Annotated in this window: 12 protein-coding genes, 1 pseudogene and 1 riboswitch; of the genes and pseudogenes, 2 read left to right on the top strand and 11 right to left on the bottom strand. The window is 36.9% G+C overall.

The genetic code is table 11. From position 1 onward, the window contains the following. Positions 1-34: 34 nt before the first annotated feature. The 3 genes from hutH to solA all read right to left on the bottom strand — a co-directional run bounded on the left by hutH (position 35) and on the right by solA (position 4,657). A complete protein-coding gene (gene hutH / locus AB7942_RS13820) occupies positions 35-1,591 on the bottom strand; it encodes a histidine ammonia-lyase (protein ID WP_369447290.1) in 1,557 nt (518 codons plus the stop codon). Positions 1,592-1,620: 29 nt separating this feature from the next. Further along, positions 1,621-3,000 (bottom strand): MFS transporter, encoded by a 1,380-nt coding sequence (locus AB7942_RS13815; protein ID WP_369447289.1) that lies wholly within the window; start codon positions 2,998-3,000, stop codon positions 1,621-1,623. A 508-nt stretch (positions 3,001-3,508) separates the two neighbouring features. Then, positions 3,509-4,657, bottom strand: coding sequence for an N-methyl-L-tryptophan oxidase (gene solA / locus AB7942_RS13810; RefSeq protein WP_369447288.1), 1,149 nt, complete (start codon positions 4,655-4,657; stop codon positions 3,509-3,511). Between the two features lie 343 nt (positions 4,658-5,000). On the opposite strand from solA, the gene AB7942_RS13805 reads away from it, so the two are divergent. Continuing rightward, positions 5,001-5,258, top strand: coding sequence for an aspartyl-phosphate phosphatase Spo0E family protein (locus AB7942_RS13805; protein ID WP_098934748.1), 258 nt, complete (start codon positions 5,001-5,003; stop codon positions 5,256-5,258). 341 nt (positions 5,259-5,599) lie between these two features. Here the strand turns inward: AB7942_RS13805 and AB7942_RS13800 are convergent. From AB7942_RS13800 to AB7942_RS13785, 4 genes and pseudogenes are all read right to left on the bottom strand, one after another. Continuing rightward, positions 5,600-6,358 (bottom strand): annotated as a pseudogene (locus AB7942_RS13800) (5'-methylthioadenosine/S-adenosylhomocysteine nucleosidase); the annotation flags it as partial. Between the two features lie 301 nt (positions 6,359-6,659). Next, positions 6,660-6,763: riboswitch (purine riboswitch) on the bottom strand. Between the two features lie 197 nt (positions 6,764-6,960). After that, positions 6,961-7,908 (bottom strand): magnesium/cobalt transporter CorA, encoded by a 948-nt coding sequence (gene corA / locus AB7942_RS13795; RefSeq protein WP_369447286.1) that lies wholly within the window; start codon positions 7,906-7,908, stop codon positions 6,961-6,963. Between the two features lie 44 nt (positions 7,909-7,952). After that, a complete protein-coding gene (locus tag AB7942_RS13790; protein WP_369447285.1) occupies positions 7,953-8,690 on the bottom strand; it encodes a GNAT family N-acetyltransferase in 738 nt (245 codons plus the stop codon). Positions 8,691-8,830: 140 nt separating this feature from the next. Continuing rightward, complete coding sequence (locus tag AB7942_RS13785) at positions 8,831-9,619, bottom strand: GNAT family N-acetyltransferase (RefSeq protein ID WP_369447284.1); 789 nt, start codon at positions 9,617-9,619, stop codon at positions 8,831-8,833. A gap of 216 nt (positions 9,620-9,835) precedes the next feature. On the opposite strand from AB7942_RS13785, the gene AB7942_RS13780 reads away from it, so the two are divergent. Beyond that, positions 9,836-10,126, top strand: coding sequence for a c-type cytochrome (locus AB7942_RS13780; protein ID WP_369447283.1), 291 nt, complete (start codon positions 9,836-9,838; stop codon positions 10,124-10,126). Between the two features lie 101 nt (positions 10,127-10,227). Here the strand turns inward: AB7942_RS13780 and AB7942_RS13775 are convergent, their stop codons facing one another. The 4 genes from AB7942_RS13775 to AB7942_RS13760 all read right to left on the bottom strand — a co-directional run bounded on the left by AB7942_RS13775 (position 10,228) and on the right by AB7942_RS13760 (position 13,787). Further along, positions 10,228-10,464: a hypothetical protein gene (locus AB7942_RS13775; RefSeq protein WP_335438759.1), complete on the bottom strand. Its 237-nt coding sequence runs from the start codon at positions 10,462-10,464 to the stop codon at positions 10,228-10,230. Positions 10,465-11,008: 544 nt separating this feature from the next. Then, complete coding sequence (locus tag AB7942_RS13770; protein ID WP_369447282.1) at positions 11,009-12,058, bottom strand: ABC transporter ATP-binding protein; 1,050 nt, start codon at positions 12,056-12,058, stop codon at positions 11,009-11,011. Then, positions 12,055-12,849, bottom strand: a complete 795-nt coding sequence (locus AB7942_RS13765) for an ABC transporter permease (protein WP_369447281.1) — start codon at positions 12,847-12,849, stop codon at positions 12,055-12,057. The genes AB7942_RS13770 and AB7942_RS13765 overlap by 4 nt, the downstream gene beginning before the upstream one ends. Positions 12,850-12,854: 5 nt before the next feature. Continuing rightward, the gene (locus tag AB7942_RS13760; RefSeq protein ID WP_369447280.1) at positions 12,855-13,787 is read right to left on the bottom strand and encodes an ABC transporter permease; all 933 of its coding nucleotides are present in this window, start codon (positions 13,785-13,787) and stop codon (positions 12,855-12,857) included. Positions 13,788-13,879 lie beyond the last annotated feature (92 nt).

Here is a 13,879-nt window from a genome sequence, read left to right as displayed (position 1 = left end):
AGAAGCTTCCTGTGGCTTCCTCCTTAAACAATTACTATTCTATTTCTCCAATCAACTTTTCGACAAGTGTGACGATTTCTCCTTCTTGGATTTGCTGGTAAATAATCTCTATATCAGGATGAAAAAATCGGTCCTCTTGTACAGTTGGTACTTTCTCTCGTATAAACTGATGGACTTTTCCTGTTACTGGTGATGGATTCAATGTTTCATAGAAATCTAAAGCCTGCGTGGCAAGCATCAGTTCAATCGCTAAAATATATTGAAGTTTCTTTGAAATTTGATAGGCTTTCTTAGCAGCAAAATAAGCAAAACTCACCACATCTTCTTGATTCGCAGAAGTAGGGACATTATCAATGGTAGCTGGATGAGAAAGAACTCTGATTTCATTTAATAATCCTGCAGCCGTATATTGGGGAATCATATAGCCATTATTCAAACCGGGATTAGCAACTAAGAAGTTTGGTAGTTCACTTACATGATAATTCACTAATCGATCAATCCGACGTTCAGCTATCTTCCCTAAGTTAGCCATCGCGATACACATGGAATCTGCATCCATTCCAATGAAGGAGCCATCGAAGTTTCCTCCCATAAGAGCAATTCCATCATCACCTTCAGGCCAGATAATTGGATTATCACAGGTCGACTTCATTTCATTCATTAAGTTATCCAAAGTATTTTTCAATACCTTCTTTACGGCACCATGGACTTGTGGAATACAGCGTAGACTTAGAGCATCTTGTAATCGATAATCTTTGTACTGATCAACAATTTCACTACCACTCAGAATTCTCACTAAATTTCGAGCTGTTTTACTCTGTTCCTCATGTTTTTTTACGGAATGGAGGCGAGGATCAAAAGCTTTTATGGTTCCTTTTAACGACTCAAACGACATAGCTCCCGAAATATCTGCGGTCTTCACAGCTTGAATTGCATTGTATAAGGCGAGAGCTGCAAACGCTGTAACGGAAGTTGTACCATTTATAAGGGCTAGTCCCTCTTTACAACCTAATATAACTGGCTTTAATCCTGCTTTCTCTAACGCATCACAACCTGATAGGAGTTCACCGTTATACCACGCTTTTCCTTCACCCATTAATACTAAAGCGATGTGGGCTTCAGGAGAAAGATAGGCCACTGAACCATCACCGGGAACAATCGGTAATATATCATGATTTAATAATCCGGCCATAAGTTCTAAAACCTCTAAACTAACTCCTGAAAATCCATGCCCTAAATGGTTTAGGATCATTAGCTGAATCGCTCTAACCACTTCTCTTTCCAGTGGCTCTCCGACAGAAACCGCATGTGATCGAACAATATTTCGTTGTAGTATTTCTGCATCGTTCTTCGAAATCACTTCTGTTACATTACTGCCAAATCCGGTTGTCACTCCATAAATCGCGCGCTCTTCTTGTAAAAACTTTTCTATTAATCCTCGTGATGCTTTTACCCTGTTACAATACGTTTCTGTAAATGAAACTATTGCTGAATATCTAGCAACAGCGATCACCTCATGAATCGAAAGCTCATGATCTCCAAGAATAACCTCTTTTATATCCTTTGGGTGTAAGTATTCATTCTTGATCATCTAAAACACCTCTTTATCCAAAATAATGCTTATGATAAATTTCTTTTGCTTGAAAGCGAAGAATCTATGATTGGAGAGTTCCCCGTTTCAGTTTCTGGCTTATTAACATCACTTATCGATAGATACTTTGTTTCTGGTGCCCATGCGATCGATACAATTGTTCCAATCAACAGTATACCACTCATCGCAATCATCGATGGTCCCATCCCCCATGAACTAACACTAACTGGTAACAGGAAGGTTCCAATGGCAGAACCAATTCGGCTGACAGCAGTAGTTACGCCGACACCTGTGCCACGAATTTCTGTAGGGAAAAGTTCTGCAGGATACACTAATGTAAGGTTTGATGCCGCAGACATAATAAAAGTAAAGGTAGCAAAGATAATGATCGCTAACGTTTGCGAATCCTTAGGCAATACACTTAACAAAAATAAAGAAATGGTAAGAATGATAAAGGTAGAAATCGTGAAGTTTCTTCGCGAAAGCTTTTCCGTACACCAAACTCCAACGATCGATCCAACTAACAGGAAAATGTTCAGTTGCATATCAATACTAAACGTTTCTTCAAATCCCATTTTACTTAATATAGTAGGCAGAAAAGTATAGATGGCGAAATACGGAACAACCTGACATAAATAAAATAAAGATCCAAAGGTTGTCCGTTTCCAAAGATGTTTACTGAAAAGATCGACCGTACGGAAAGCTGTTTTGGTATTTTCTTTAATCGTTTCATCGATGATGGCATTGGCTCCAATATATTTTCTAACGATGGCACGAGCCTCTTCCACACGCCCCATTTTAATTAACCAGAGTGGCGATTCTGGAGTTCCCAAACGCAAGATTAACACAATAAAAGCGGGAATCGCAGCACTAACAAGCATCCATCGCCAAGAATCCGGTCCTGATTTTTGTAAATAGAAACCTACTAGATTTGAAACGACATAACCGACTGTCCATAGTACATTTAAAGAAGAAAGCAATAATCCTCTATACTTTCTAGGGGCAAACTCAGCTAGTAACGTCGAGCCCACAGCGTAGTCTCCTCCTAATGCAACCCCGATCAATAAGCGTAAAATGAATAACGTCCATGGATCATTGACAAAAAACTGTAAAGCAGAGGCAATCGTAATAATCAGAAAGTTAGCTAAGTAGATTTTTTGTCTGCCAATGCGATCAGATAACCCACCTAGAAATAGGCTCCCAAAAAAGAGACCAATTAAAGCCGAGCTTCCGATTAATCCCTCCCATATTGGTCCAAGTTTCATTTCTGGTCCTAATAATGAAAGTGCCATTCCAATAATCCCTAAAGCAAAACCATCTGAAAAATTAGAACCGAAAGTAAGTGCAGTAATACGAAGATGAAATTTATTAAGCGGGGCATCATCCATTAAATATTTTTGATTGCTCATAAAAAACTCCCTTTCACTGTTTTTTAATTTTTCAGATAAATATTTTTAAAAAAAATAACTTAATTACCTTTCATTTTATTAAAGCGTTTACACTTTATCTAACTAAATTATAATGTTTTGAAATACAGAAGGCTCTAGATAATCATTCGAACTATTAGCACAATGTTGCTATTGTAAAGTAATTATCTGTGCATAAAAAAGGAGGGAACCTTTCTTAAGGTCTCCCTCTTTATCAACCGTACTTTTTCTTTTGGCTCTGTTAAACTGGGCTGTTGATTTCCGCTCCAGGCACTTCGCTTTCCGCGGGCGGTCCGGGGAGCCTCCTCGGCGCTAAGCGCCTGCGGGGTCTCCCCTGCCCCGTCCTCCCGCAGGAGTCTTCGTGCCTTCCTCTCCAATCAACGTAGGCTTTAAAATCAACAATGACCTTTGACACAGCCTTCTTTTAAAGAATAATCGGATAGGTGATGATTACCTATTCAATCGACTGCTATTTTATTTACTGCTACTTTCATGAAAATCGATGAAGTGAAAACATGGAGATATCATAATTTGTTTTACCTTCAGTAACTAGATTACCTATTATTTCTCCTATGACGCTAGCAAATTTAAAGCCATGTCCTGAAAAACCAGCCGCTATAATGACATTTGAAAGTATAGGGTGACGGTCAATAATAAAATGCTCATCAGGAGTTAGTGTATAAAGACATGTTTTACCTTTAATCAGGGGACCATTGGCTTTTGGTAGATACTTTTTAATAAAGTTTCGAGCCTCATCCTCATCTGAAGAATTGACACCGTATTCCCGATTGAAAAAATCAGGATCTACCTTTTCGCCACCATCATGTCTTCCGATTTTTAACCCACTTCCATTGATATTTGGAAAGCCATAATAATGTTCATCTAATAAATCAATCGTGAAAGCCGGAAATCGACTGGAATCATAAAGAAAATCATCACATTCAAACCATGAGACTGTTTTCCGTGTCGGCTGAAGAGGAATGTCTAATCCTGTTCCCTCGAGGATTTTTCCTGTCCAAGCTCCCGAACAGACAACCACATAATCAGCAACATATTGCTCGCTATTTGTTTGTACAATGGCACCTTCACCAAACTTTTCAATTTTCTCCACTTTTGTAAATGGCACCAATGTCATCCCATTCGCTAAGCCAAGTCGGCGATAGGCTCGAATACATTCTTCACTAAATAACACTCCTGAATTTTTTTCTAAACATCCAACCGATCCTTCTGGTAAATTGAAGCCTGGCCACCGAACATTTATCTCATCACTTGATAGTATTTCAAGTGGTAAAGAAAATTCTTTTGCACTTTTGACAACTTCCTCGATAAATAAAGAGCCCTCTGCACCGACACACAATACTCCTGTAGGTGAAAACAAATCCATTCCTGATTCTTGTTCTAATTCTCGCCATAATGCTTGAGCTCGGAGTGCAAGCGGAACATATTTCCTTCCTTCTCCATAGGCATGGCGAATGATTCTAGTATCCCCATGATGGCTGCCCAAGCTATGGGGGGGATCATTAGAATCTAGTAATAATGTCCTTTTTCCAAGCTTCGATAAATAATACCCTGCAGCCATGCCCATAGACCCTGCGCCTACAATAATCACATCATAGTGGTCCATCAAACGATCACGCATCCTTCCATTCACTTTATTAAGTATGAAATAATAATATCAGAAATTTCTTTCTTAATAGAAGAAACTCGGTCTTTTTAATCTCCAGAAGAGCTTACTATCTACCTATTAGTTGTTGGAACACTCCTGCAAATTTTAGTCTTAAAGTCCTTCAACTCTTTAAGGGACTACAATATGAGTGAATTCAACAGGCCATGTTGTCGAAAATCTACAAGCCTCGTCTATTTTTGTCTCCTTTTATCTTGTTTTATCGAATCTAATCCATATCAGTTAATAAAATGCTATAATTCATTTCAACTCCATTAGAATCTAACTTTACAGAAATTTTATAAGGAGTAATCGGGCTATGAGACTAAAACAATGTGAAGCTGCTATTAAAGAGAAAAAAAACGAAATGATTAAATTAGGAATGACAAAAGGACTTCAAAATGAAGAAACCATCTATTGCAGCCAAGAACTAGACAAACTGCTTAACGATTATAATAGGATATTATTGGAAGATAAATATTCTAAACCCCTAAATCCTTACCTTGACCTTTTCTCAATACTTACAAAACACGTACAAAGGATTTTATCTATTCCTTACGGATCTTTTTTTATTTAATTGCAATAGTCGTATACCTCAACTTAAGTCCTTTGAGAACCATTTCTAATGTGTTTGAATTCGTCAATAATTTAGAGAGAATGCACCCATGGCATTCTCTCTCTTTTTTGTCTTTTTTTAATCAAGGGCTTTTTAGTTTTACCCTTTCAAGGGCAATTAGGTGGAATTCCTAATCTTTTATTGGATAAATACTACTGGGATAGTTTATGATGTATCACCACAAATGGAAGATTAGATGAATTATAAAATACAGGGATTAATAGATATTAAAGTGGCTAATGTTCACATAAAGCAAACACCCTTGTCTACTTGGACAAGGGTGTTTGTTTAGTTTTACGATATTATTTGCTTTGAATAGTAGAAATGTATTTTTTAACTACTTCATAAACATATTCTTGATTGGCTGCTGCCGTATCCGGGTTGTATTTATCACCATTTGTTTTATTATTTGATAGTACTCGAATACCCAAGAATGGTACATCATAAGCTTTGGCCATTTGTGCTGCTGCGGCACCTTCCATTTCTTCTACAGATGTACCGTAATTCGTATGGAACCATTTAATTCGATCAACTTCATTATTCCAAACGTCTGCTGAACCGATCGTACCCTCGACAACTTTACCCTTAGTGTAGGTATCTTTTACCGCATTAGCAGCTGCAAGTAAATCCTTATCGCCCTCGTAGTAACGAATTTTTTCGGCATTAGGATCTGACCCGCTTCCTTCAGAAGCCATTAAGTCCATCGGGATCCATTGAGTGGGATCCATTCCCTCGTTTTCATTCTTACTTTCTGTTTTTAAGGAACCGATATTTGTCGTACTTTTTCCTAAAACAATATCAAATACATGTAATTTCGGATCATGTCCGCCAGATGTACCCTGGTTGATGATAGCGATCGGGTTATATTTTTCAATCGCTACTGCTGTAGCGGCTGCTGTATTTTCCATTCCCTTACCTGTTTTAGCAACGATTACAGGATAATTGTCCAGCTTTCCTTTGTAAAAGACGAAAGTCCCTGATTTTTCCACTTTAACTTTTTCTAACTTTTGTGCAAATTTTTCAGCCTCTATTGGCATTGGACCTTGAATAAGTATTGGCCTCCCAGCACCCTCTACCTCTGTTTCATTTAGAAAAGCTGAATTACGTAATGCAAGCAACAATAAGAACAGTAGAGCAATAGCTGCTAATGGAGCGTATTTCTTTAAGATTTTGTTTGTCATAAAAAACCTCTCCCTTTTCTCTTGATGTGTGTTGAACTCGAAAAATTTGGCCAATAAAAAAGGTCTAGAAAATGTAGAATGATTTCTACCTTCTAGACCTACAAGAGTCAAAGTATAGATCATTTAGCAAAAATAGAAAAATAGGCTAAATGATAACATGGCAATGGCAAAAAAAGCCGTACAGCCAAATACTTTAACTCGTAGTCTAGTTCTTTCATTGGGAACCAGGTAGAAACACTCAGACCATATTACCGAGTATATACGAGTAATGATATGTAAGATGATTACTATGATAATATAGCAAATATAAAATAGATAATCAATAAAAAGGTGAATATTAATCCATTAGAACTACTTAATGTTCGTGTTTAGGTGGAATTAGTTCAAAAAATCTGGAATATATCATATGAAGTATCATCAGTGACGATTAATATGTAACCATACACCTTACTCTTTCTGAATTGCTAAATATTGGTTGTTTGTTACTTTTTTAATAACCAGCCCTTTTTGTAAAACCAAAATATCATTACAATTACAATGATCGCCATGACCCCTAGAGTGAAAAAATAGCCGTATTGCCAATGTAACTCTGGCATATGATCAAAATTCATTCCGTACACGCCCACAATAAATGTAAGTGGCATAAAAATGGTTGTTATAACGGTAAGTGTCATCATTATGGAGTTCATTCGATTGGATTGAATGGACATGTAATTCTCCCTCATATCAGAAGTAACATCTTGATTAGACGCAACCATATCCGTTAACTTCATCAAGTGATCATATATATCGGAAAAATAATGGTGAATTTGCTTTGTTTCCTGAATCCGCTTCGAGTTTATCATCCGGTATAACAAATCTCTCATCGGAATGATCGTTTTTCGCAACCGAATCAGATCTCTGCGAATCTCATAAACCTCTTCGATGATTTTTTTGCTGCTGGCTTCCTTCTCTTCATATTCATTTAGTTTGTCTTCAATTTGATGCAAAATTGGAAAATAGCAATCCACTAATTCATCAATAATGCTATGTAGAACAAATAACGGTCCAACCTTTTCCATTTCCTTACTTGCAAATAATTTTTGCTTAACCATATCTATCGCCTCATCCTTCTCCTTATGAAAGGACACGACATAGTTTTCTCCTACAAAAACATCTATCTCCTCACACCTTATTGTTTTACTTACTGAATGTAAAACAAAGAAAAGGACGCCATCATAATAATTCATATTGGGGCGCTGGATAAAATGCAGACAATCCTCAATCGCCAAGGGATGAAAGTGGAAAAATTCACTTAACAACTTCGTTTCCGCATTAGTTGGTTCCTCAAAATCCACCCAATAAAATTTGAACCGATCTGACCTTAGATCCTCCAACTTTACATCTTTTATCAACTGATTATCTTGTGTAATAGCATAGGTAAAAATCATTCATAAACCTCACTCTTTATTTTCTCAATTCGCAGGCACGAGTATTATTCTAACCAGTAACAACCCCTAATAATTGCATTTATTTCCTCATATCCAGCTTTTTTATATACTTTTATTGCATTAGGATTGTGAGCATATAAATAACTTATTGTTTTTAGTGTCTGATCATTAAAATCAGTAATAAAGTTAATTAATTGGCTGCCATAACCCGTTCCTCTTTTATCTTTTTTAGTAAATACATCATTTACCCTAGAAATATCATTCTTGCTGTACAAGGAAGCTATACAAACCAATTCTTCATCAACGTATCCACCAAACAAATAAAAATTTTCGTTATCTATCGACTTTAACAGAGATTTATAACCCCACTCACCTTGTTCTTTATCAGAGCTGAGTAATTCATTTATTGTTTCATCTATTTGGTTTAACCTATTAATTTGAAGGGCCTGAGGAATATCTATTATTTTTTTGTTTTTTTGGACAAAGAAACAAATTTCATCTAATGATTTCTTAAATCCTTTACTTTCTAAATATTGACCAACTGCACTTGTTTGTCTTGAGAATGTATACACTCGTGGTGTTATGTCGATTGATTGATAAAATTGTACAATTTCTTTAATAGCGACTTCATAGTCAGAATCTTCGTAAATGAATGCATGATTACTATCATACGATAAAGGATTATTTTTATCATAAAAGATTTTCCCATAAGTTTTTTCGATTACTGTAGATTGAATCTCTGCAAAATTATTTTCGAAATCTATGATTTTGTCTATTAACATTTTTATATCCTCCGAATTTTTATTTCTAAAAGGTTCTTCCCTAAGTTCATTTCCGCTGACACTAAAAACTTATGACTTTTCGATAAATTTCGAGTGGTGACCAAAGGCACTGGTAAATCTAGAGGGAAACTTTTGAACCATTAGCTTCCCTGTATTTCCTTAATACTCTTTCCAGATAAAAATGCATGGCCAGTAGTTAGTCTGGCTATCGTTTGGAATCCATATTTCAAGTAAACCTTTTCAACTCTCTCATTGATCGGAAAAACCCAGAAATTCTCCACTCCTAGATTCTTTACTTCCTCTTGCAAAAAGTAGATAAGTTCCCCAATGAGTCCCTTTCCGCGATATTCTTCAATGGTCGCGACACTCTCAAGCCGAACTTGGCCCTCATGTTCAAATAAGCAAGCGGTTGAACAGGCAACCCCGTCATATCTTAAGAGATAATGTGAAAATGAAGGGTGTTTAAACTCTTCTGGAAAAGACTTCTCTCTTACTTCCCTTCCACCCAGTTCCTTAATACTGCACTCAATCTCTAATGCTTCATGAAAATTATCTGCTGTTACCCTCTCAATTGTAACTTTGTCATTACGTTTATGTTCGTTAATCTCTTGATTCCAAAGCTGCACCGGACTAACCAGTGATTCAATCTGAAATTGATAAGCTTGCAGCGCTTCAATAAATCTTGCTTGTTTCTCAAAATCATAGATGTAAAATCTCGGTGCTAAATTTCTATCCGTATAAAAGTGCAGAACTTCCTCAATCACAGCCTCGGGATTTTCCGGAACCTGAATTATATGGGCATGATTGGCATCATAATAGGCCGGTTGGTCTTCATTGTAAAAAACAGATCCCCACGAAGTATCCATCCGATTTGTAAAGGTATCAAGGTACGCAAAATCAAGCTCCAGAATCTTATGTAGTATGTCCATTTTATTCTCCCCTTTTGTTTTTCCAATTTTATCAACTTCAACTCTATCTAAACTAATGACCATCTTGTAAATTGTCCATATCAAGACCTCTTCCGACAACCTTATCATGAAACATTTCTCATTTGTTCAAAATTGAGCCGATTTTTCACCTCTAAACTCAATTAAGATAGATATAAGGAACATTTCTACTATTATATTGTGTTTGGAGGAGACATCGTGAATCGACTATGGGTTGCTTTGGCGTTAACGCTGTTAGTTTTAACCGGCTGTTCATCCGATAAATCTAGTACGGCCATGGATGGAGAATCGATCTATAACGAAAGTTGTGCAGCTTGTCATGGCGAAAAATTACAAGGGGCTGTCGGCCCGACTGTGGCAAATATGAAAAGTAAGTATACAGAAGCTGAAGTCCTGAAAATCATCAACGAAGGTACGAAGAAAATGCCAGGCAATCTATTAGATAAAGAAAAATCAGAGATTGTCACGAAATGGTTGATGGAACAGTAAATACTATATCGATGCGAAGATTAGATTAGGAGGAATCCTAATCTTTTTTCGTTTCTTGGATAAATATTACTTAAAATGACATACAAAAAAACTTGGCATGATTAACCAAGTTTTTGACGGGACTTGAAAATATAAATTTTTTCTGCCAAAAAGCTAATAATCAACCCGATAACAAGCGGAGTCAACGAACCAGTTGTAATAAAGAAACCATTTGCGTTATTTGTATATTCGTGATGGAACATTAACGAAGGAATAGTAAACATATGTCCAACTAGGTAAAGCAGTCCTACAGTCAATACAAATGAACCAAAAGTAACTATAAAGCTCTTTAATTTCATCCGACCACTTCCTACTCAAGTTGTTATTGTAAATATTATACAATTTCTGGTCGTAACTATCAATATAAGTGATCGAAATAAAAAGGAGACAAAGCTCAATTCCCCCTTGTCTCCCTTTCACACTTCACCGCTTTTATATTAACAAACTGGGAGCTAGTCCCGCTAAACCTCCTGATTTTGGGTTTTTTGGGTTGTAATTAAGACTCTATGTAAGGCTGGAATGGATCTTTTCATCAAGAATTTGTGATTTGTTTATTTTTAGGTGAGTTTTGTGCATTTTTCAGTGGGTTTTGTGCCATTTTCAAATGGTTTTGTGCGAAAATTCATGTGTTTTGTACAACTAGACAATATTTGTGAATTATCAACCCTAATCTTGAACTTGCCCTGAATCACTTGTTGTTTATTCCAAGCTTGTTCTCAGCCGGAAAACAATAAGCCCTAAGTTGGATATGTAAAAAGCAAAAAGCTTCTAGTCCACACTAGAAGCTTTTTTCAACTAACGAAATTCCACTTTTCTATCAATTTATCAAAATTTCGTAATCGATCAACAAAGGACCACTGGTTGACGCCTCCACGCAACCCCAACCTCCTGACCAGGGAAATACGAAGTGCCCTCTTGTATCGTTAAGGTAAGTTCTTGCCCTCCGCTTAACTCTAATACAACTTTACGATTGGAACCTACAAAAATCATTTCTTTCACCGTACCTCTTAAAAGAGCTTCATCTTCAGAAACGACCAAGGTTTCTGGACGGATCGATACATTAACTTCCCCTTCCAGGGTAAACTCTTGTTTATGATCAACAGGAAATTTATGGCCAAATAAATCAATAATCGCCTGATCACCTTTTATATTAGATACTTTACCTTTCAACATATTAGTTTCACCAATAAAATCAGCAACAAAAGCCGTTTTCGGATGATAATAGATTTCTTCAGGGGTATCTAATTGAGCAATGCTTCCATCATACATGACCGCAATACGATCACTCATGGTTAAGGCTTCTTCCTGGTCATGGGTTACATATATAAAAGTAATTCCTAAGGACTGCTGTAGATGCTTCAATTCCAACTGCATTTCTTTACGTAATTTCAAATCTAATGCTCCAAGCGGCTCATCAAGTAACAAAACAGAAGGATTGTTTACAATCGCTCTCGCCACTGCGATACGCTGTTGCTGGCCGCCAGACATTTCCCTTGGCTTTCTTGCCGAAAAGTTCTCCATTTGCACCAGTTTTAGAATTTTATTAACCCGGCTTTCTCTGTCATCTTTTGGGATGCCTTTCATTTTCAGACCATACCCAACGTTTTGGCTGACTGTCATATGGGGAAATAAAGCATAATTTTGAAAAACCGTATTTACATTACGTTTATAGGGTGGATATTTAGAAACATCAATACCATTTAAGTAGACTTCCCCAGCATCTGGGGCTTCAAATCCACCGATCATACGAAGTGTTGTTGTTTTGCCGCATCCACTTGGCCCCAATAAAGTTAGAAACTCTTCTTTGTGGACGTCTAAAGTTAAATCCTTAACAATATGATTTTTTCCATAAAATTTGTTAATAGCCTTTAATTGAACGATACTCTCTCTCATACCCGACGCCCTTCCTCTTTTGTTAATATAGTCGATATAATAATTAAAACGATTGAAGATACAAATACGACTGTGGAAATCGCATTTACTTCAGGAGTAATACCATTCCGGGTCATTCCCCAGATTTGGAGCGGCAGTGTCGAAAACACCCCATTTAAAAAGAATGTAACAGGTATTTCATCCAACGATAGAGTAAAGGAAAGCATGGAAGCACCAATCAAGGATGTCGAAATTAGTGGTAAAATAACATAAAAAAAGGTTTGGATTCTCGAAGCTCCCAAATCATAGGAGGCTTGTTCAAGATTACGGTCAAGCCGTTTTAATCGGGCGTACACCTGGGTCATGATTACGGCAATCAAAAAAGTGGTATGCCCGATGACTACAGCAGTCATTGATTGGCCAATCCCCAACTCTTGAAAAAAATTAAGCAAAGCAACCCCAGTTAAAATACCGGGCAGCATTAACGGAAGCAGGACGATTCTTTCAAATAACTTCTTTCCTGGAAAGTTAAAGCGATCAACTAAGAACGCCCCAGGTACCCCTAAACAGATGGCAAAAAAGGTGCTCATCAGCGCGACCACTACGGAATTTTTCAGTGATTCAATCAGTACTTCATTTTCTGCCATGACATGATACCATTTCAAAGAAAAACCACGCATAGGAAAACTGTTTACACTATCCGGATTAAATGAATAGATGGTTACGACGATAAGAGGTAAATACAGAAATACTAAGACAGCCATTGCCATAATAAACAGCGAACTATTAATAAATGAAAACTTCTTCAGCATTCTAGTTACCTCTCTTCCTTTGAATCTAGTGCGGAGAACTTCTTTTCTGCTCTGCCTGTTAGATCCAGGACGATTAATACAAAAATAAATATAATAACACCTATTGCTGATCCATAAGGCCAGTTATTTGAAGTACCAAACTGCAGTTGAACTAAATTAGCAATCATCGTATTGCTATCAGGTCCGCCGAGCAATGAAGGTGCTAAGAAATCTCCCATTGATAGGACAAAAGCAAAAGTAGCCCCTGCAATCACACCTGGCAAGGACAATGGAAATACGACTTTAAAGAACGTTTGGAAGCGGTTTGCCCCTAAATCCTTGGAAGACTCAACTAAATTGCGAGGGATCTGTTCGAGAACCGTATAAATCGGCATTAATACAAACGGTGTATAAATGTGTACCATGCCAATAATAACTGAAACTTTACTATACAAAAAAAACTCCAGCGGCTTGTCAATGATGTGTAAATACATTAAAGATGAATTTAAAATTCCGTTCGTGCCTAAAATGATTTTCCATGAATAAGCCCTAACGATGTAGCTGATCCATAGCGGGATGATGACTAACATATAGATAAATTGTTTGTACTTTGTTACGTGGAAATTGATATAGTACGCTAGAGGATAGCTTAATAAAAGGGTAAAAACTGTAACAGTTCCTGCTAATATAATGGTATCAATTAATATCGATGAAGGAGCATTTGCCCCAGAAACCGCTGTGAAAAACTTCGTATAATTAGCTGATGAGAATTCCTTAACCACATTAATTGGACCTGCCTGCCAAAAGCTGTAGATAAATAAATTTATATACGGCAGTACTAAAAATAAAATCAGCCAAGTAATTGTTGGAATAAAGACGGAGAATAATAGGATCTTTGAGAGTGAGAATCTTTTTTTCTCTTTCGTTACTACTGTTACTTTACTATATGTAACTTTCATTATTTCCCTCCTGTTTAATCGAGTAGGAGGGGGTGATTAACCCCCGACCTCTCACACCACCGTACGTACCGTTCGGTATACGGCGGTTCGAA

The organism is Neobacillus sp. BF23-41, from assembly GCF_041106275.1.
This window is presented reverse-complemented; position numbering and strand designations above follow the sequence as displayed.

Excerpts from the sequence above, each read along its gene's own strand:
- solA (WP_369447288.1), bottom strand. The coding sequence starts at position 4,657 with ATGCGTGATCGTTTGATGGACCACTATGATGTGATTATTGTAGGCGCA.
- AB7942_RS13770 (WP_369447282.1), bottom strand. The coding sequence starts at position 12,058 with ATGAGAGAGAGTATCGTTCAATTAAAGGCTATTAACAAATTTTATGGA.
- AB7942_RS13815 (WP_369447289.1), bottom strand. The coding sequence starts at position 3,000 with ATGAGCAATCAAAAATATTTAATGGATGATGCCCCGCTTAATAAATTT.
- corA (WP_369447286.1), bottom strand. The coding sequence starts at position 7,908 with ATGATTTTTACCTATGCTATTACACAAGATAATCAGTTGATAAAAGAT.
- AB7942_RS13760 (WP_369447280.1), bottom strand. The coding sequence starts at position 13,787 with ATGAAAGTTACATATAGTAAAGTAACAGTAGTAACGAAAGAGAAAAAA.
- AB7942_RS13765 (WP_369447281.1), bottom strand. The coding sequence starts at position 12,849 with ATGCTGAAGAAGTTTTCATTTATTAATAGTTCGCTGTTTATTATGGCA.
- AB7942_RS13785 (WP_369447284.1), bottom strand. The coding sequence starts at position 9,619 with ATGGACATACTACATAAGATTCTGGAGCTTGATTTTGCGTACCTTGAT.
- AB7942_RS13805 (WP_098934748.1), top strand. The coding sequence starts at position 5,001 with ATGAGACTAAAACAATGTGAAGCTGCTATTAAAGAGAAAAAAAACGAA.
- hutH (WP_369447290.1), bottom strand. The coding sequence starts at position 1,591 with ATGATCAAGAATGAATACTTACACCCAAAGGATATAAAAGAGGTTATT.
- AB7942_RS13790 (WP_369447285.1), bottom strand. The coding sequence starts at position 8,690 with ATGTTAATAGACAAAATCATAGATTTCGAAAATAATTTTGCAGAGATT.
- AB7942_RS13775 (WP_335438759.1), bottom strand. The coding sequence starts at position 10,464 with ATGAAATTAAAGAGCTTTATAGTTACTTTTGGTTCATTTGTATTGACT.